This window comes from Thiocystis violacea (assembly GCF_016583575.1).
Classification (GTDB): Bacteria; Pseudomonadota; Gammaproteobacteria; order Chromatiales; family Chromatiaceae; genus Thiocystis; species Thiocystis violacea.
Genome location: NZ_NRRG01000036.1, coordinates 1 through 16,990 on the forward strand (window position 1 = coordinate 1; position 16,990 = coordinate 16,990).

The 16,990-nt window shown below is 65.8% G+C and carries 15 protein-coding genes; 10 read left to right on the plus strand and 5 right to left on the minus strand.

Features of this window, described 5'->3' with window-relative positions; genetic code table 11:
• Positions 1-52: 52 nt before the first annotated feature.
• The gene (locus tag CKO27_RS16000; protein ID WP_200375915.1) at positions 53-499 is read right to left on the minus strand and encodes a hypothetical protein; all 447 of its coding nucleotides are present in this window, start codon (positions 497-499) and stop codon (positions 53-55) included.
• A gap of 196 nt (positions 500-695) precedes the next feature.
• Complete coding sequence (locus CKO27_RS16005) at positions 696-2,291, minus strand: alpha/beta hydrolase (protein WP_200375916.1); 1,596 nt, start codon at positions 2,289-2,291, stop codon at positions 696-698.
• A gap of 145 nt (positions 2,292-2,436) precedes the next feature.
• On the opposite strand from CKO27_RS16005, the gene CKO27_RS16010 reads away from it, so the two are divergent.
• Positions 2,437-2,637, plus strand: a complete 201-nt coding sequence (locus tag CKO27_RS16010; protein WP_200375917.1) for a Trm112 family protein — start codon at positions 2,437-2,439, stop codon at positions 2,635-2,637.
• 115 nt (positions 2,638-2,752) lie between these two features.
• The gene (locus CKO27_RS16015; RefSeq protein WP_200375918.1) at positions 2,753-3,907 is read left to right on the plus strand and encodes a GGDEF domain-containing protein; all 1,155 of its coding nucleotides are present in this window, start codon (positions 2,753-2,755) and stop codon (positions 3,905-3,907) included.
• Between the two features lie 232 nt (positions 3,908-4,139).
• On the opposite strand, the gene CKO27_RS16020 is transcribed toward CKO27_RS16015, so the two are convergent.
• Both CKO27_RS16020 and rapA read right to left on the minus strand, forming a co-directional pair.
• On the minus strand, positions 4,140-7,658 hold the full coding sequence (locus CKO27_RS16020) for a PPi-type phosphoenolpyruvate carboxykinase family protein (protein WP_242470952.1): 3,519 nt from the start codon (positions 7,656-7,658) through the stop codon (positions 4,140-4,142).
• A gap of 186 nt (positions 7,659-7,844) precedes the next feature.
• Positions 7,845-10,625: an RNA polymerase-associated protein RapA gene (gene rapA, locus CKO27_RS16025; RefSeq protein ID WP_200375919.1), complete on the minus strand. Its 2,781-nt coding sequence runs from the start codon at positions 10,623-10,625 to the stop codon at positions 7,845-7,847.
• 321 nt (positions 10,626-10,946) lie between these two features.
• Here rapA and CKO27_RS16030 point away from each other — a divergent pair, with 321 nt between their 5' ends.
• The 8 genes from CKO27_RS16030 to CKO27_RS16065 all read left to right on the plus strand — a co-directional run bounded on the left by CKO27_RS16030 (position 10,947) and on the right by CKO27_RS16065 (position 15,479).
• Complete coding sequence (locus tag CKO27_RS16030) at positions 10,947-11,150, plus strand: hypothetical protein (RefSeq protein ID WP_200375920.1); 204 nt, start codon at positions 10,947-10,949, stop codon at positions 11,148-11,150.
• A 96-nt stretch (positions 11,151-11,246) separates the two neighbouring features.
• On the plus strand, positions 11,247-12,101 hold the full coding sequence (locus CKO27_RS16035) for an STAS domain-containing protein (protein WP_200375921.1): 855 nt from the start codon (positions 11,247-11,249) through the stop codon (positions 12,099-12,101).
• Complete coding sequence (locus tag CKO27_RS16040; protein WP_200375922.1) at positions 12,098-12,490, plus strand: STAS domain-containing protein; 393 nt, start codon at positions 12,098-12,100, stop codon at positions 12,488-12,490. Before CKO27_RS16035 ends, CKO27_RS16040 begins: the two co-directional genes overlap by 4 nt.
• Entirely contained in the window at positions 12,483-12,893 is a 411-nt protein-coding gene (locus CKO27_RS16045) for an anti-sigma regulatory factor (protein WP_200375923.1), read from the plus strand. Before CKO27_RS16040 ends, CKO27_RS16045 begins: the two co-directional genes overlap by 8 nt.
• A 46-nt stretch (positions 12,894-12,939) precedes the next feature.
• Positions 12,940-13,392, plus strand: a complete 453-nt coding sequence (locus CKO27_RS16050; RefSeq protein ID WP_200375924.1) for an anti-sigma regulatory factor — start codon at positions 12,940-12,942, stop codon at positions 13,390-13,392.
• Complete coding sequence (locus CKO27_RS16055) at positions 13,383-13,988, plus strand: SpoIIE family protein phosphatase (protein ID WP_200375925.1); 606 nt, start codon at positions 13,383-13,385, stop codon at positions 13,986-13,988. Before CKO27_RS16050 ends, CKO27_RS16055 begins: the two co-directional genes overlap by 10 nt.
• Complete coding sequence (locus CKO27_RS16060; protein WP_200375926.1) at positions 13,981-15,093, plus strand: sensor histidine kinase; 1,113 nt, start codon at positions 13,981-13,983, stop codon at positions 15,091-15,093. Before CKO27_RS16055 ends, CKO27_RS16060 begins: the two co-directional genes overlap by 8 nt.
• On the plus strand, positions 15,090-15,479 hold the full coding sequence (locus tag CKO27_RS16065) for a response regulator (protein WP_200375927.1): 390 nt from the start codon (positions 15,090-15,092) through the stop codon (positions 15,477-15,479). Before CKO27_RS16060 ends, CKO27_RS16065 begins: the two co-directional genes overlap by 4 nt.
• 21 nt (positions 15,480-15,500) lie before the next feature.
• Here CKO27_RS16065 and sbcB read toward each other — a convergent pair whose 3' ends face one another.
• Positions 15,501-16,940 (minus strand): exodeoxyribonuclease I, encoded by a 1,440-nt coding sequence (gene sbcB / locus CKO27_RS16070; RefSeq protein ID WP_200375928.1) that lies wholly within the window; start codon positions 16,938-16,940, stop codon positions 15,501-15,503.
• Positions 16,941-16,990: the final 50 nt, after the last annotated feature.

The window sequence follows — 16,990 nt, forward strand, 5'->3', positions numbered from 1 at the left end:
GGGCGAGGCTTGCGCCCCGCCCCCTTCGATTCACACCGAAACCAGCGTTACGTTACGCCACCTGTTTGTCCTCACCCTCGAGCTTGCGGATCAGCGGGTAGAGGTACTCGGTCTCGCGTTGCAGGCGGTCCATCACCAGGGCGAACATCTGCTCGGTGTCCTGTAGGAACGATGCGTGGTCGCTGATGGTCAGGGCGTGGCGCTTCTGCGAGCACCATTGCTTGACGTAGGAGGCGAAGATGCGCTTGATCTCGGTCGAGCCGGACAGGAATCGGTTGGCCGTGTTCTTCACGGACTGATCCGGGTAGGAGATCAGTTTGCCGCAGAGTTCGCGGTCCACCAGTTCCATGTGCTCGCGCACGCGATTGGTCAGGTCGAAGAAAACGTCACAGGCCACGTCCGTGTCGCACATGGAACGCTCGCGAACCAGGTAGAGGAAGACGTTCGAAAGCTCTGTAATCTTATGGTTTTGAGCGTGCAATTGGGCAAAGGCGACCATGGTAGATACTCCTCCGGTCGATCGGTGGATAGCGGTAACGGTTATTTTTGGTGTTCCTAGGGAAGAGGCTCCCTGTCGGGATAGCTGGTGGCACAGGCCGCGTTTGGTATCGTGGCTCAAGTAAACCATAGCGCTTTTCGTATCTTACGCGAAACGTCGGTGTGAATGTAGATTGCGCATGATCAATATTTATTTCTCAAGCACCAACCAGCGGGAAGGTCACGGCGGTCGCGATGGCGAAAACGACCGCGTTGGCGATGGCGCCGACCATGGGATGGCCGACGCGCCGGTAGATCCAGCCGCCGATGAGCCCGTAGACCAGGAAAAAGATCAGGATCGCGGGCACGATGATGATGAGAAAGAAGAGTTCGTTCAAGTTGAGCCCCACGGCCAGCAGCAGTGACAGCAGGAACAGGAGCTTGGTCAGGGCATGCCCCCCGCGCGCCGCGCCCTCTCCGCGCGTCGCCCACTCGTCGGCACTGAAATAGACGAGGGTTCCGATCAGCATCGCGATCACCACGCCGATGCGCTCCGGCCCTGGCAACAATGTGGTGACGAAGCGATCCGTCGTCAATCCGATCGCCAGCGTTCCGTAGGCGGTGGCCGCCAGGGTCGCCAGGATGAAGCCGCGCCATCCGAAAGCCCTCGGCTCGGCCGGCCGGGTCGCTTTGGGCGATCCCGACCAGACGCCGGATTTCATGATCCAGAGCCCAAGCGCCGTGATGGCGCCATAGAGCGCGAAATGCAGGGCCAGGTAGTCGCCGACCAGGATCGGCAGGAAGTCGCTCGGCAGCTTCCAGAGGATCAGCGGCGTCAGCACCGCCGGGGCGAGCGCCACCGGCCACAGGCGACGCCAGCACAGGCCGGCGCCCAGCGGGCGGGTCGAGAGACGCGGCAGCAACAGGGAGAGCGGCCAGGCCAGGACCACCAATCCAAGATAGAGCAGACCGAGCCAGGGACCGCGCTGGTCGAGATAGCCCTCGCCCGTGCGTCCGAACGTCTGGTCGAGCCAGGCGAGCGTCTCCGCGAGCCCCTCGCGGCTGTAGAGCACGCCGATGTGCTCGACTCCGTCGGCGAGGATCAGGCGGCGCGCGCGACCATCCGCTGGCGCGCCCTGGGTGACGCCCTCCTCGGCCGCGCCCTCGCCGGCCTCCGCGAGGATCTTGAACCCTTGTTCATGCAGCATTCCCGGTTCGAGCGCGCCGTAGATCAGAAGCAGGTTGCTCAAACTCTCCGTGACGACCTGTTCGGAGAGATAGGGCGATAGCAGCACCATGGCCGACACCGACCCAGGATGGGCCTGCGCGTGATGGGCCAGCACATCGCCGGCCATGGAGTGTCCGACTAGGGCGAGCCGACCATCCGCGCCTGGCTCGGCCATCCCCAGGGCGATGGCCGGTTCCAGCCCGGCGAGCAGGACTTGCAGCCGCTTGTCCCGATCCATGAGGCTGGAGACGAAGGGGTTGGCGTTGCGGCCATGACCGGCGAAATCGAAGGTGACCGCGATGTAGCCGTTGCGCGCCAGGGTGACCGCCTGGGGCTGCATGAGCGTCTGGGAACCGGCGAAGCCGTGGGCGATGACCACCACCGGGGCGGAGACCAGACCAGACGGACGGTAGAGCGTGACCGGAACCGTTCCGACCCAGGCGCGCGTGACCTGGAGCCCCTGCGTGCCCGCGAGCAGTTGCGAGAGCCCGACGGCGATCGCCAGGGAGGCCGCCAGGGCGAGAACCAGGGCGAGGCGACAGCGGCCCCGGCAACGCGCCAGGCTGGCCGAAATGATCCGATGCATTGAGTTTTCCGATCCGAGTAGGTGAATGAGGCGGGTCGATGGGCACCCGAGGCCGCTTTCCGAGTCGGTCTTGTACCCACCCTGGCCTCCGAGGGTTACACTTCCGGCTGTTCCTGAATCCGTCTCGCCGAGGAGCGATCAACCCATGCTAGACAAGAAATTACTGGATATCCTCGTCTGCCCCGTTACCAAGGGGCCGCTGATCCTGGACAAGGGGCGTGGCGAACTCATTTCGCTGTCCGCTCAACTGGCCTATCCGATTCGCGACGATATCCCGATCATGCTCGAGGAGGAAGCCCGACGGCTCTCGCTCGATGAGATGGACGCCTATCGCCAGGCCCGTTAGCCAGCGGCAGGACGCGCGATATCTGGCCGGCGATCGCGGATAGCCGGCCAGGGCTTGGAGAACGTGGCCGGACTTTCGCCAAGGCGGATGGCACGGGAATTGTCGAGGCGTCCTGTTGAAAAGACTCTTTTCCCATCCGACCGATCCCCTGGCCCAGCGCATCCGCGCGCTCAAGGTCGAGCATGCCTATCGCCAGCTCCCAACGTCCCTGCTCGTCAACACGATCAACGGCCTGATCCTGGTCCTGCTTCTTTGGGGCTCGATCGACGTGGAACGCTTGCTGGGCTGGTTGCTGCTCCTCTATGCGGTCACCCTGGTCAGGCTTTGGTGGCTCCGTCGCTATCTCGCCACGAACGATCAGACGACCCCGGCCGTCATCGCCTGGAGGATTTTGTTCGCTGTCGGCGCCCTGGCCTCGGGTCTGACCTGGGGCTCGGCCGCCCTGCTCCTCTTTCACCCCGACTCCTTGAACCATCAGATCTTCCTGGCCTTCGCCCTGGGAGGAATGGTGGCTGGGGCCTTGCCTCTGCTCTCGGCCCTGCCGCCCGCCTTTCCCTTGTTCGCCATTCCGGTCAGCCTGCCGATCCTGGTCCAACTCTTCCTCCAGGGCGAACGCCTGCCGGTCACGATGGCGATCCTGTTCCTGATCTTCACCGTCGCCATGCTCGTATCCTCGACCCAATTCAGTCGGATCTTCCGGGAGTCGGTCGAACTGCGACTCAGACTGAAATCCTCCATCGAGGAAAAAAGACAGCAGGCCCTGCTGGCACGCCTCGACACACTCACCGGCATCGCCAATCGGCGTCATTTCGATGAAGCCCTGGAGAGCGAATGGAAACGCGGCGCACGGATGCACACCCCGCTCGCGATGATCATCGCCGACGTCGATTACTTCAAACGCTATAACGATCACCTGGGCCACGTCGCCGGCGATAGCTGTCTGACGCGGGTCGCCCAGACCATGGCGACGGCGGCCAGACGCCCCGGCGACCTGGTCGCGCGGATCGGCGGCGAGGAATTCGCCTTCCTGCTGCCCAATACCTCGTTGCGAGACGCCGCCCTGATCGCGGAGCGCGTGCGCGAGGATCTGTTGGAGGAGCGGATTCCACACCCCGCCTCGCCGGTGGCCGATCGGATCACCCTCAGTCTGGGCGTGGCCAGCCTGATCCCCGACGATGGCGCCACCAAATCGGATCTCGTCAAGGCCGCCGACGCGGCGCTCTATCGGGCCAAGCAGGCGGGTCGCGATCGATTCGCCATGATGACCTGAATCAAAAGCCGCCGGGGCGCATCGCGCCCCTATCGGGTGCGACCAAAAGTGGGTAGTACCTTGATTCGTAGGATGACGACAAGCATGACGACAAACGAGCCCCCCGTGGGAGCGGCTTTTAGCCGCGACGAGCGCCGACGCGAGGTTTTTCGCGGCTAAAAGCCGCTCCCACGAAATCCTATCGATTGGGGCGCTACCCAAAAGTGATGCGTACCGGCCATCACACAACCTCTCAGGCCGCTCGGCGCTCCTCGACGACCCCGATCTGGCGGGCGGGTTGCAGGGGATCCGCTCCCAGTGTGCCGACCAGGGCGTCCAGATAGGCGGGATCCCGCGCCCTGGCGAGTTGGGCCTTGGCGCGCTCCAGACGCGCGGCGGCGTCCAGACGATCGGCCTCGTCGGCGTAATGGCTCAGCTCCAGGAACTGCTGGAGGTTGAACACCAGACGCCGGGCGAGTTGGACATCGCGCGCCTGCTTGACCTCCAGCCGCTCGCGATACCAGTCCGAGGCCAGCAGCGACTCGCGCGAGAAGAGATCCCGGACGGCGGGATCGCGGATGGTGCGCCCCTGATGATGACCCTCGGCCATGATGTGGATCAGGGCTTGGAGCGGCGGGCAGGCATCCTCGATGCTGCCGTCCTCCAGATAGCGCCGCGCGACCCGCTCCTGCGCCTCGCGGATATTCTCGACGCCATCCACGAAGACCCCGAGATCCTGGGTCTCGGGACGCAGGATGGCCGGGGTGAAGACCGCCTGGGGGTTATCGAAGATCTTGCCGAGGAAGTGGGCGACGAAACGCTCGGTGATCCGATAACCCAGCCGACTCGCCAGCACCTGGCGACCCTGGTAGTCGAAGTCTTTCAGCGGTTCCAGATAGCCGTGCTCGATCAGATAGGCGGGATCGCGCTCCTGCTCCGAGAGCCGCGCCCAGATCTCCGGAATCAAGAGGGACACGTCATGGGCGACCTTGACGTCCGGCCCGATGTAGCCGGCGGAGCTGGAGAAGCCCGCGTAGCCGGTCAGGATGTAGGAGACCAGGGCGTTGTTGAGGTCCACGGTCGGGCGCAGGGCGTTGAACGGGGCCTTGGTGAGCGCGCCCTCGCTACCGGCCCCGGTGGTCGAGGGGGATTTGCCGGTCAGGGAGCAGATGAAATCCATGAAAAGCTCTGGAAGCTCTTGATAGTGGATGGGGTTGTAGACCGCCAGCGCGCGCACGCCGGGTTCCGGCGGATTGTTGCGCCGTCCGGTGAGGACCGCGTTCACCGGGTGGCCGATGGGGACATCGAGCGGCAGTTTGCGATGAAAGCGGGCGCCGATCTCGGCGACATAGGCGCGCATCGGATCGACCAGGTCCGGACGGATCTGGAGATAGCGCGGATTCTTGGACGGCTTGCCGTCGACCAGCCGGGGATGGGCGGAAGAGACCACGGCGACCCGATCGCGCGCCGCCTGCTCCAGACGCTCGCGCATGGGCGCGCTGAACTTGCCCAGGGTCAGGACATCGTTCACCACCGCGTCCAGTGACTCGCCCTCCAAGGGCTCGTAGTTGGCCATGAAGTTGCCGGGCTGGGCCATCTCCAGCTCGGTCTGGCGGTCGAAGCCTGGAAGGATGGCGTCATCGGGACGCTGGAACAGCCGGTACTCGCAGTTCTTGGTCAGCTTGACGCTCTGGCCGGAGGCGCGGATCGCCGCCTTGCAGCCCTTGAGCGACTTGGCCGGAACCACGACCGAGGCGGTGATGTCGTCCTCCATCTGCACCTTCTCGGCGGCGATGAAGTCCTGACGCAGCTTGAAGGTGCGCCACTTGCCATCCAGGTCGAATCCGACCCGCAGATAGGAGGCGACGATGCGCCGATCGAACGCCTTGAGTTCGTGCCCCGGCGCGCCGTCCACCTCGTCCACCGAGAAATAGCCGCGCCAGTTGTCGCCCCACTCCCGACGATAGAGACGTTTGATCATGAAGGTCAGCGCCAGCAGACGCGGCGGGGTCTCTTGCAGCCAGGCGTTGAATTCCGGCCGGTAGCTCGGCGATGGGGTGAGGAGTTTGATGACCGATCCGAGACTGCGCTCCGGGGACAGGGGTTTGCGCCGGGGATCGCGATCCTCGTGCTCGTAGCCTGGCCGGAAGCGGTCCTGGTAATCGCGTTCGAGGATTTCCTGAACGCGGTCCAGATCCCGGCCCAGATCGTCCACGAAAATGGGGCCGTAGAGCACGGCATCGTTCAGCGACTTGGAGATCTCCGACTTGCCGCCGCCCGACACGGTGCAGGGCTTATGGCAGAAGGTTCCTTCCGGCTGGGTTCCGATCAGGCGCCAGGACGGCGCGCCCGGATGCTGGCGCATCTCGATGCGGTAGCCATTGGGCTGGACATAGATCCGGTCCGGTCGCAGACGGATCGACTGGGTGACGCCCTCCCTGTCCCAGGTGATGCTCTGGGCATTGAGATCCATGCGCAGCGCCTGCGGGACATAAATGATCCGCGGAAAACGTCGATCGATGCCGTAACCCTCGGGTCGCGGATCCATCAGATCGCCATAGCGCGCGAGCGTGTCGGCGAAATCATATCCCGGCTCGCGGGTGGTGCTGCCCACCCCGAACTCCTCGCCGTGATTGATCCGGGGGAAGGCGAGCGCCCCGCCGGCATGCTCCTCCTCCGCCAGCCCGAAGAGGTTGGCGGCGAAGCTGATCTGGGTCTTGACCTCTTTCTTGCAGTAGCCGAAGTAGTTGTCCGCCAGCAGGGTGAAGATGACTCCGGAGGCATCGCGGGCGGTGAGCTTGAACGCCTGACCGTCGTTATAGCGCTCCTCGGGGTCGCGCCAGCACATACCGTCCCGGCGCTGACGCTCGCTGGCCTGATCCCAGCGAGGCAGACCCAACGCCTGCTTGGTGAGCGCGGTCAGGTGCGGCGCGAGCAGGACGCAGCCGCTATGGCCGGACCAGTGATCCACGTCGAGCGCGGCATCGAACTCGGCGAGATGGGGGTTACCACCATTGCCGAAGATGCTCTCGACGAAGTCCAGATTGGAGACCAGATTGCCGGGGGCGAAAAAGCGGATCTCCATGTTCTTCTCGGGCTGGAACCCCGGCACCTCGGGACAGATCACCGGGCGCAGCAGCAGCGAGACGAACATCCGCGCGGGCCGTTCCTGATTGGCCGAGAAGGGGATGGTCATCAGATCCGCCGGGGGCTGGAGCGCGGCCTCCAGCATCCGGGCGAACACCGCCTTGGGCACCGCCTTCTTGTCTCCAGGGATCGGCAGGCCGCCCTCGGCGACGTGGAAGGAGCCCTCGGTGGTGCGCCGGTCGCTCGCCGGGTTGTGCAGCACACCCTGGGCGACGCGGTAGCTGGAGACGATATCGGAGTGAAAGCGGTCGCTATCGATGGGGATCGATAGCTCGCGCGCCAGACCATGACGGTCGAGGATGAACGACTGGACCGGAAGGGTCGGAGTTCGATCCAGCTCCAGTTCCTCGAAATAGCGGTTGAGGAAGTCCTGAAGGCGTCGATCCACCGGACAGTGATAGGACGACAGCAGACGATTCTTCTCGCGATAACTCAGCAGCAGGTCATGCGCGATCTCGATGAACCGGGCCGTCTCGCCGACGCCGCACGAAGGCTGACCGGACGAGACCAGCTTGAGGTTGATGTACAACTGGAGGTCTTGGCGCTCCTGCGACGTCAATCCTTCCGGACCCTGGTCGGTGGAAGCCTCCTGGGGGTCGAAGCCAAGCTCGCGGATGGTGGGCATCTATCGGATTTCCTGTATGAAGCGCGGCGTTTGGATTTCAAAAGCAAATATGGCGCCAACGCCTGTCGAAGCGGCGAGAAACAAGGGGATGGCTGGCTGGGCAGGGTGTGCGGCCTCGGATCGAGTCGCACCTCGATGGTGCGGGCGATACCAAGGCGGGGGCTTCGATCCCGTCGGGAATCCGGCTCAGGTCGTGACGATCACGCGCGCGGCGTCCAGGCGCGGATGGGTCTTGCGTAGCGACTGTCCCAGCCGCTCGCGCCGTCGCCGCAGGCGTTCGATCTCGTCCTCGCGGACGGATGGATTGACGCGGGCAAGCGCGATCAGACGGTCCAACTCCTCGCCGAGCACCTGTTCCATGCGCGTCATGGCCTCCTGCTCCAGACGCACGACCGCCTCCTGGGCCAGCGTCTCGCCACGCGCCAGCATGGCGCTCAGCCGCGGGGCCTGGGAGCCGATCACCGAGCGGGCAAGCTTGAAGTTACGGGTCAGACAGTCGCCGCGCAGCGCCTCGTGCGCGATCTCCCCGGCGTGGTCCCTACCCTCCGCATCCAACAGCAGACGCACCAGCGTCGGCGGCAGGAAACGCCCCACCAGCAACTCGGGCGGCGCCGGACATTCGGCCACGTAGAGCAGCTCCAGCAAGAGGGTGGCCCTTTTGAAGCGCGCGTCCCTGACCAGGATCAGGACCGAGGTTCCGAGATCCGAGGCGGTCAGCAACTCCATGGCCTCGCGCGCCATGGGATGCTCCCAGGTCAGGAATTCGCGATCCTCGTGAGCCAGGGCGCTTGAGCGATCGAAGGTCGCGGTCAGCCCATCCTCCGGCAGACGGGGAAAGGTCTCGTGGAGCATCTGGGATCCGGGGCGCACCACCAGCGAGCCACCCGGCCCGGATTCGTGCTCGACCCCGAAGGCATCCCAGAATCGCGTCAGATAATCCGACGCCTCGCGGCTGGCATCGATCTCCTCGATGGCGTCCACCAACGCGGCGTCCCGATCGGAGCGATGGGAGTGCAGTTCCAGCAGGCGATCGCGTCCGGCGGCCATCTCGGCGTTGAGTTCCTCGCTCAAGGCGCGCGCCTCGGCGACCAGGGCGTCGGTCAGCGACGGATCCGCCAGCGCCCGCCGCAGCGTCTCGCCCTGACGGGCGAACACGGCCGAGGCGGCCGGACAGACGCGCTCGAAGGCATTCAGGCCCTCGGCATACCAGCGGAACAGCACCTCGCCCGGTCCACCGCTTAGATAGGGGACATGGAGTCGAATGGTCTGGGTCTGGCCGATGCGGTCGAGCCGACCGATGCGCTGCTCCAGCAGATCCGGCTCCAGTGGGAGATCGAACAGGATCAGATGATGCGCGAACTGGAAGTTGCGGCCCTCGCTGCCGATCTCCGAGCAGAGCAGGAGTTGGGTTCCGTCCTCGACGGCGGCGAAATAGGCCGCCGCCCGGTCGCGTTCGACGATCTCCATTCCCTCGTGGAAGATGGCGGCATAGAGGCCGGCGCGACGCAGCAGGGCCTCGCGCAGGTCCAGCACCGTTTGGGCCTGGACGCAGATCAGCAGAACCTTGGCGGGGCGCAACTCGCGCAGGGTCGCGATAAGCCAGTCGACGCGGGGATCCAGGGCGTCCCATCCGGGACCGAGGACGCGCTCGGGCGTCAGACGGGCGAGCGGATCGCTCGTCGAGGTTCGGTAGGCTTGCGGCTCCGGCAGCGGATAGGGAACCAGCACGCGGCCCGGGAAGCCTGGAATCGAGGCGCGCGTGTTGCGAAAAAGGACGCGCCCGGTCCCGTGACGATCGACCAGACGCTCGATGACCTCGTCGCGCCCCATCCCCTCGATATCGCCGAGCAGGGAACCCAGGGTCGCCCAATCGGCGGCGGCGAGCGGTTCGTCGTCGAGCAGCCGGGCCGCCAGGGCGGCGATCGGTGCGTAACGCGCCTCTTCCTCGCGGAAGGCGGCATAGTCATGAAAGCGGGCGGGATCGAGCAGACGCAGACGGCCGAAATGTCCCGCGCGTCCCAGTTGCTCGGGCGTCGCGGTCAGCAGCAGGACGCCCGGCGTGCGCTGGGCCAGCGCCTCGATCAGGGTATAGGCGTGACTCGCGCCCGACTCCGACCAGGCGAGATGATGGGCCTCGTCCACCACCAGCAGATCCCACTGCCCATCCAGGACGGCCTGTTCCGCGTCGGGCCGGGAGACGAGCAGATCCAGGCTGCACAGCACCTGTTGCTCGGCCTGGAAGGGATTGGTCTCGTCGATCGCCTCGAACCGCTCGCGATCGAAGAGGGCAAAGCCGAGATTGAAGCGCCGGCGCATCTCGACCAGCCATTGATGCAGCAGCGGCTCGGGCGTCACCACCAGCACCCGCCGCGCGATCCCGGTGAGCAGCAGGCGGTGGAGGATGAGTCCGACCTCGATGGTCTTGCCGAGCCCGACCTCGTCGGCCAGCAGCACGCGCGGGGCATCCCGCCCAGCCACCTCGGCCGCGATATGGAGCTGATGCGCGATGAGCGCGACCCGCGCGCCCAGCAGCCCGAAGGTCGAGGCGCCGGCCTCGCGCATCCCCTGCCGCCAGGTCCGGTAACGCAGGCCGAACCAGTGGTCACTGTCGATCCGCCCGGACAAGAGGCGCTGCTGGGGCCGGTTGAAGCGCTGGTGATCGTCCAGTTCCGACTCCGGCAGCTCGTGGTCCAGTCCGTCGAGATCCTCGCAACGATAGGTGATGAGCCCGCGCTCGGCGCGCGCGCCGATCACCCGCAGCTCGCGCCCCTGGCGATCCCGGATCCGTTCGCCGACTCCCAGTTCCAGGCGCGCCAGCGGCGCATCGCGCATCGCGTACAGACGGGTCTCGCCCGTCGCCGGATAGTCGATCCGCACGCAGCGCCCATCGGTCGCCATGACAATACCCAGGCCCAACTCGGCCTGGGTCTCGCTCAGCCAGCGTTGGCCAGGCACGAAATCTTGCATCTTGGTCGGTCGCTCAAGCCGTTCGTGAAAAGCGGGGTATCCTACACCCAGTTCCCATTCAACCCAATTTCTCGGGGCCTTCGGGTGCGACCATAACTGATGCTTGGCCCGCGATGCGCCCCGTCATAGACAGGATTCACAGGATTTCGCAGGATTGACAGGATTTATAAGGAATCATCAGTTAAACGATTGTAAGAACCTGTTTTTAATCCTGTAAATCTTGAAAAATCCTGTGAATCCTGTCCAATTCCGGAGCTTTCGGTCGGGTACGGAGGGCGTTTTTCCTTTACGCCGTCGCCATCCGGGCGCCCGAGAAGCACGATGGAGGATTTCAAACGCGACACGCGGCGTCTGCTGATCGAGCATGCGCATGAATTCGCTCCGGAGGAACGCCAGGCCCGGCTGAAGCGCCTGGCGGTGGAGGATCGGCGGCGCGGACTGGATCCCGAGTTGATCAGGGATTGGCTCAAGCGCGGCGGCCAGGGCGCCTCGGCGGACAACGGGTCTCGCATCGATCTGTTTTGAATGCGCTACCATGCGGTTAGATGAGCGGCATGCCGGCCGAGTCCGCGCGCCCTTGAACCCCCACCCCCGGAATTTTAAGGAGGGCGAGACCCAACCATGACGACCTTACTCCAGCAACTCCTGCGCGAGCACCGCGCGGAGCTGCTCGCCGACTGGCTCAAGAGCCTGCACGCCCCTTGGGAACATCCGACCCCACAAGACGGCACCCACCACGAGCCAAACCAGCGGCTGCACGCCCTGTTCGAGGATATCCTCACGGCCCTGGAGCGCCCGCCCAGCGACCGTTTCGAGCTGGACGCGCTGGATCCGCTGGCCAAGCATTTGCGCCAGCTCGTCGCCGATCAGGCCCGCCGCGGCGCTGGCTCCAGCGAGACCATTGGCCTGATGCTGTCTCTGAAGCGACTGATCTCCAAGCGTCTGATCGAGCAATCACCGAGCGACTCAAGCGGCGATCTACTCTGGCTGGAACAGGTCTTCGAACAGTTGACGCTCCTGGCCTTCGCCGCCTTCCTCGATATCCGCGAACACCTCATCACTCAGCAGAGCCTGTCGCTGCTGGAGCTGTCCACCCCGGTGCTGCGGCTCTGGCATCGGATCCTGCTACTGCCGCTGGTTGGCGTCATCGACACGGGGCGCGCGCGCCAGATCACCGAGAGCCTGCTCGAGGCGATCGCCCGGCACGAGGCGCGGGTCACCATCCTCGACCTGACCGGGGTGCCGGTGCTCGACACCAGCGTGGCGCAACATTTGATGAAGACGATCGACGCCGCGCGTCTGCTCGGCACCCGCGTCGTGATGACCGGCATCAGCCCGGAGGGCGCGCAGACGCTGACCAAGCTCGGCATCCGCTTCGCCGATGTCATCAGCCGAGCCACCCTGCGCGCGGGCATCGCCGAGGCGCTGCTGATGGTCGGCCAGCGGATCACGTCCATCGAGGATGGGCGCCCATGAGGATCCCCATCCTGCGACTGGAACGGACCCTGCTGGTCTCGATCCAGGTCGACCTAACCGACAACGACGCCATGCAGTTCCAATCGGATCTGGTCGAGCGCGTGGCCGAGATCGAGGCGCTCGGGGTCGCGATCGACATCACCGCCCTGGACGTGGTGGATTCCTACATGGCGCGGGTCATCAACGACACCGCGAGCATGGTGCGCCTGCTGGGTGCCGAGGTGGTCATCTGCGGGGTTCAGCCCTTCGTGGCCCTGACCCTGATCGAGATGGGCCGCGACCTGATGGGAGCGGACTGCGCCTTCAACCTCGGGCAGGGTCTGGAGATCCTCAATACCCGTATCGCCACGCGCGGGGACACCCGCTTCAACGAGGACGAGGATGCCTGAGCTATTGGTCAGCGAGCGGATTCCGGTACGCATCGCCACCGACATCGTGATCGCCCGCCGCGCCGCCCGCGAACTGTGCGAGCGACTGGGTTTCGGCAAGGCCGACCAGACCCGGCTCGCCACCGCCGTCTCCGAACTCGCCCGCAACGTCATTCAATATGCCGGCGAGGGCGTCTGTCTCATCGAGGACCGCTCGGACGGGGTCTCCCGGCGGATCCGGGTCGTGGTCGAGGACCAGGGGCCGGGCATTGCGGATCTGGGACGCGCCCTGACGGATGGCTTCAGCACGGGCGGCGGACTGGGTGCCGGACTACCAGGCACGCGCCGCTTGGTCGACGAGTTCCAGATCGAATCGGCACCCGGCCGTACCTGCGTGACCATCGTCATGGCCAAGCCTTTTTAGCCCTGGCGGAAGGCCCAGGAATCAACGATTGGTGTCACGCCAAGCCATGAAAGATCGATTGCTGGATGAACCCTTCGCGTCTGGGCTCGTCGACGGGCGCGTGCGCGTCCTGGTCGGCGTCGAGCAGGACGTCATGTCGGCCTGCCGCCAGGCGCGCCAACTAGCCGAGACGCTGCGCTTTTCACGAACCGCCGCCTATCACATCGCGACCGCCGCCTCCGAGCTGGCGGCGAATCTACTGATCCATGCCGGCGGTGGTCTGCTCCAGGCCAGCGCGCTACTCAACCCGACGCTGGACGGCGAGACGCTCGGACTCGAGCTGCTGGCCGAGGACCAGGGTCCGGGGATCGCCGACCTGGCGCTGGCCCTGACCGAGGGTTACAGCACGGGCCATGGCCTGGGCTGCGGATTGCCCGGCGTCAAGCGGCTGATGGATGAGTTCGGCATCGAGTCTCGACCGGGGGTCGGCACCCGGATCAGGGCGGTCAAATGGCTCTGATCCCCAGCCAATCGGCGCCGAGCGGGCGAATCGGCCAGGCCCTCCGCGCCCTGCATGGCGAGAATGTTTGCGGCGATCAATTGGGCTGGTGGATCCGCGATGGCCATTGGCGTCTGGCGCTGGCCGATGGCCTGGGTCACGGGCGCGAGGCCCACACCGCCGCGGCCGCGGCCATGCGCCGGCTCGCCGAACGGGGCGAGCCCGGACTCAGGGAGGTCTTCGGTGACTGTGACCAGGCGCTCATCAACACGCGCGGGGTCGCGCTGGCGGTGGTGGATATCCGGCCCGCGGAGGCGACGATCGACCATGCGTCGGTCGGCAACATCCGGACCCTTCTGATCCAGTCGGGGCAGGTAAAGCGACTCGGTGGCGCGCGCGGCATCGTGGGGGCCGGGTTTCGCGGGCTGCGGCCGGAGCGCCTGGCGATCGCCCCCGGCGACTGGCTCGTCCTCTTCTCGGACGGCATCCGCGAGAACGCGGGGCTCGCCGAAAGCCTGATGGATGCACAGCCCTCCGACCGACTGGCCGAACGCCTGCTCGAACAATGGGCCGGCGACCAGGACGACGCCAGCCTGCTGCTCTATCGCCATGACTGAGGCCCTGACCGACTCCGACGTCTCCGCGGTATCGCCCGAGATCGCCCAGCGCTATGCCGATCTGCTCCAACGCGCGGTCTTCGCCAGGGATCCGCTCGCTTCCGAGGGCGCGCTGGCCGAGGCCGCCGATCTGGGCCGCGAGCTGGTCGCCCGCGAGATCCCGCTCGAGGAGGTCAGCGAGCTGCATCACGAGGCGCTGGTTCAACTCGCGCGCGCCAATCCAGAGCTGCGCTTGAGCCAGGTCGCGACGCGGATCACGGCCCCGCTGATGGAGACCTACATGGCCTACAGCCTGGCCTTTCGCCAGCAGCTCGAACGCCGCGCCGAGGCGACCGTCAACGCCCGGCTGGAACAGTCGCGCCGACTGGAGGCGATCGGTACGCTCGCCGCCGGCATCGCTCATGACTTCAACAACATCCTCGGCGCCATCCTGGGCTTCAGCGAGCTGTTGGGCGAGGATCTGCCAGCCGACTCGCCGGGCCAGCGTCACTTGGGATACATCCAGCAAGCGAGTTTTCGCGCCCGCGACCTGATCGCGCGTCTGCTGACCTTCGCGCGGGCGGTGGCCGACTCGCCTACGCCCGTCGAGGTCGTCGCCCTGGCCCAGGAGACCCTGAACCTGCTGCGCGCCTCCTTCCAGGCCGGCATCCGTCTGCGCTTCGAGCCCTCGGTCGCGGCGGCCTGGGTGCTGGCCGAACCGAGCCAGATTCAGCAGATCGTCATGAATCTCTGCATCAATGCCGCCGATGCCATCGGCCATCGCCAGGGCTGCATCCATGTGGTGGTCGCGCTCGTCCCAACCTCCGGCCTGGAGATGGATGGCGACAACCTGGTCAGGCTGACGGTCGGCGACGATGGCGAAGGCATGCCTGCCGAGGTACGGCAGCGCGTCTTCGAACCCTTCTTCACCACCAAGGCGCCCGGCAAGGGCAGCGGACTCGGACTCTCGGTCATCCACGGTCTGGTCGGCAAGCTCGGAGGCACGATCGCGATCGACAGCACGCCCGGAGCGGGCAGTCTCTTCACCATCGACCTGCCGAGTCTGCCGCCGCACAGCCATCGCCCGAGCGCCCCTCCAACGATTCAGCCGGAGACCCCCGCATGATCAAGGTATTGATCGTCGAAGACGACGAGATCTTTCGCGCCATGCTCGAGGAAATGGTCCGGCGCGAAGGCTACCAAGTCAGCGCCGTCACCAACGGAAACGAGGCGCTCGCGGCCATCGAACGGAACCCTCCCGACCTCGTCATCACCGACATTCTCATGCCCGAGAAGGATGGCATCGAGCTCATCATGGATCTGGCGCGACTCGGCAGCCAGGTTCCCATCATCGCGGTCTCGGGGGGCCGGCGCGCCATCAGTCTGGAGTTCAATCTGGAATCGGCCAAGCTCCTGGGCGTGCGCGCCACCCTGCCCAAGCCATTCACCCGCGAGGCCCTGCGTCGCGCGATCGCGGAAGCCCTGACGCCGACGGATGAGACGGATTCCTGAGACCGGCGGATTCGCGCCGCTTCAGCCTTCCGCGTCGAGCACCCGCTCGGCCCATTGCGTCAGGGATTCGAGAATGGCGAGCTTGGCTGGATCGCCGGCATGGATCCTGGCCAACTCCGCCAGGCGCGTCTCGTACTGGTCGATCTGGAGGCTCCCACCGCCGCCGGGATCGGTCAGCCGGTCGAACCGGTAGGCGTCCCAGTCCTCGCGCTCCTCGGGCGTCAGGGTCTCTGGCCAGTTGCGGGCACGATAGCGGAACAGCAGCGTGGCGAGTCGCGGATCCTCGAAGCTGGGCGAGGATTCGGCCAGCTCGGCGGGCGTCGAGCGCTGGATCTTCTCCATGGCGCGACGATCCGCGTCGGAGAAAAAGCCACCGGAATAGAGCATCAGGTCGGGATCGGTCTCGCCCGAGGTTTCCGGCGTCTGGTGAACGGCCTGGACGCGCCGTTCGATCTCGGTCGCGGCGGCCGTGATCTGTCGGGCACGGCTCGCGACCAGATCCGGATCGATGCGCCAACGCTCGGCGGATGCCGGGGTCAGGGTCGACATCGGCGCCAGAACCGGCGCGCGATTGAGATGGATCGTCTTGAGCGGGACGCGCTCCGTCCCGGCGGGCAGATCGGAGACTGGGGTGAAGAGTCGCCGCCGGATCTCCTCCACGGACAGATCCAGGAGTTGGGCCGGATCGGCGCGCAGATCGAAGACGATGACGCCATTGCCGTTGGTGGGATGCCGGGCGACCGGAAAGACCGGCGCGAGGCAACCGAGCGCGGCCGGAAAGCGGGCCGAGACATGCAGCAGCGGCTGGCCCTTGTCGAGCCATTCGCGAACCCGGCGCTTATCGCGCAGGGTCAGGGCATAGTCGAAGAGTTTCGGTTGAACCCGGCGCAACAGACGCGCCAGGGCGATGGTCGCCCGCACGTCGGCCAGCGCCTCATGGGCCTGCGCATGTCCGATACCGTTGGCCGCCGTCAGATGCTCAAGCTTGAAGGAGGTCGTGCCGTCCTCGTGGGTCGGCCAGACGATTCCCTCGGGACGCAGCGCGTGGGCCAGCCGAAGCACGTCGATCAGATCCCAACGAGAGTTGCCGTTCCGCCACTCGCGGGCATAGGGATCCTGGAGATTGCGATAGAACAGATGACGGGTGATTTCGTCGTCGAAACGCAGGCTGTTGTAGCCCACGCCGCAGGTCGCGGGCCGGCTCAGCTCGGCTTGAATGGCCGCCGCGAACTCGGCCTCGACCAGTCCTTCGCGCTCGGCGAGTTGGGGCGTGATGCCGGTAATGAGACAGGCGTCCGGTTGCGGCAGCAGATCCGCCGCGGGACGACAATAGATAAGCAATGGATCACCGATCTCATTGAGATCGGCGTCGGTGCGCAGGCCAGCGAACTGGCAGGGGCGGTCGCGACGCGGATCGGCGCCCCAGGTCTCGTAGTCGTGCCAGTAGAAGGTCTCGGACACAGGCGGTAAGCCCAGCGCCGACGGACAGCCGCCCGGAGGGACGGCCGCCC

Bases quoted from the DNA above. Each gene is read 5' to 3' on its own strand.
- CKO27_RS16055 (WP_200375925.1), top strand. From the start codon at position 13,383: ATGGCTCTGATCCCCAGCCAATCGGCGCCGAGCGGGCGAATCGGCCAG.
- CKO27_RS16010 (WP_200375917.1), top strand. From the start codon at position 2,437: ATGCTAGACAAGAAATTACTGGATATCCTCGTCTGCCCCGTTACCAAG.
- CKO27_RS16045 (WP_200375923.1), top strand. From the start codon at position 12,483: ATGCCTGAGCTATTGGTCAGCGAGCGGATTCCGGTACGCATCGCCACC.
- CKO27_RS16000 (WP_200375915.1), bottom strand. From the start codon at position 499: ATGGTCGCCTTTGCCCAATTGCACGCTCAAAACCATAAGATTACAGAG.
- rapA (WP_200375919.1), bottom strand. From the start codon at position 10,625: ATGCAAGATTTCGTGCCTGGCCAACGCTGGCTGAGCGAGACCCAGGCC.
- CKO27_RS16040 (WP_200375922.1), top strand. From the start codon at position 12,098: ATGAGGATCCCCATCCTGCGACTGGAACGGACCCTGCTGGTCTCGATC.
- CKO27_RS16050 (WP_200375924.1), top strand. From the start codon at position 12,940: ATGAAAGATCGATTGCTGGATGAACCCTTCGCGTCTGGGCTCGTCGAC.
- CKO27_RS16065 (WP_200375927.1), top strand. From the start codon at position 15,090: ATGATCAAGGTATTGATCGTCGAAGACGACGAGATCTTTCGCGCCATG.
- CKO27_RS16020 (WP_242470952.1), bottom strand. From the start codon at position 7,658: ATGCCCACCATCCGCGAGCTTGGCTTCGACCCCCAGGAGGCTTCCACC.
- CKO27_RS16005 (WP_200375916.1), bottom strand. From the start codon at position 2,291: ATGCATCGGATCATTTCGGCCAGCCTGGCGCGTTGCCGGGGCCGCTGT.
- CKO27_RS16030 (WP_200375920.1), top strand. From the start codon at position 10,947: ATGGAGGATTTCAAACGCGACACGCGGCGTCTGCTGATCGAGCATGCG.
- CKO27_RS16060 (WP_200375926.1), top strand. From the start codon at position 13,981: ATGACTGAGGCCCTGACCGACTCCGACGTCTCCGCGGTATCGCCCGAG.
- CKO27_RS16035 (WP_200375921.1), top strand. From the start codon at position 11,247: ATGACGACCTTACTCCAGCAACTCCTGCGCGAGCACCGCGCGGAGCTG.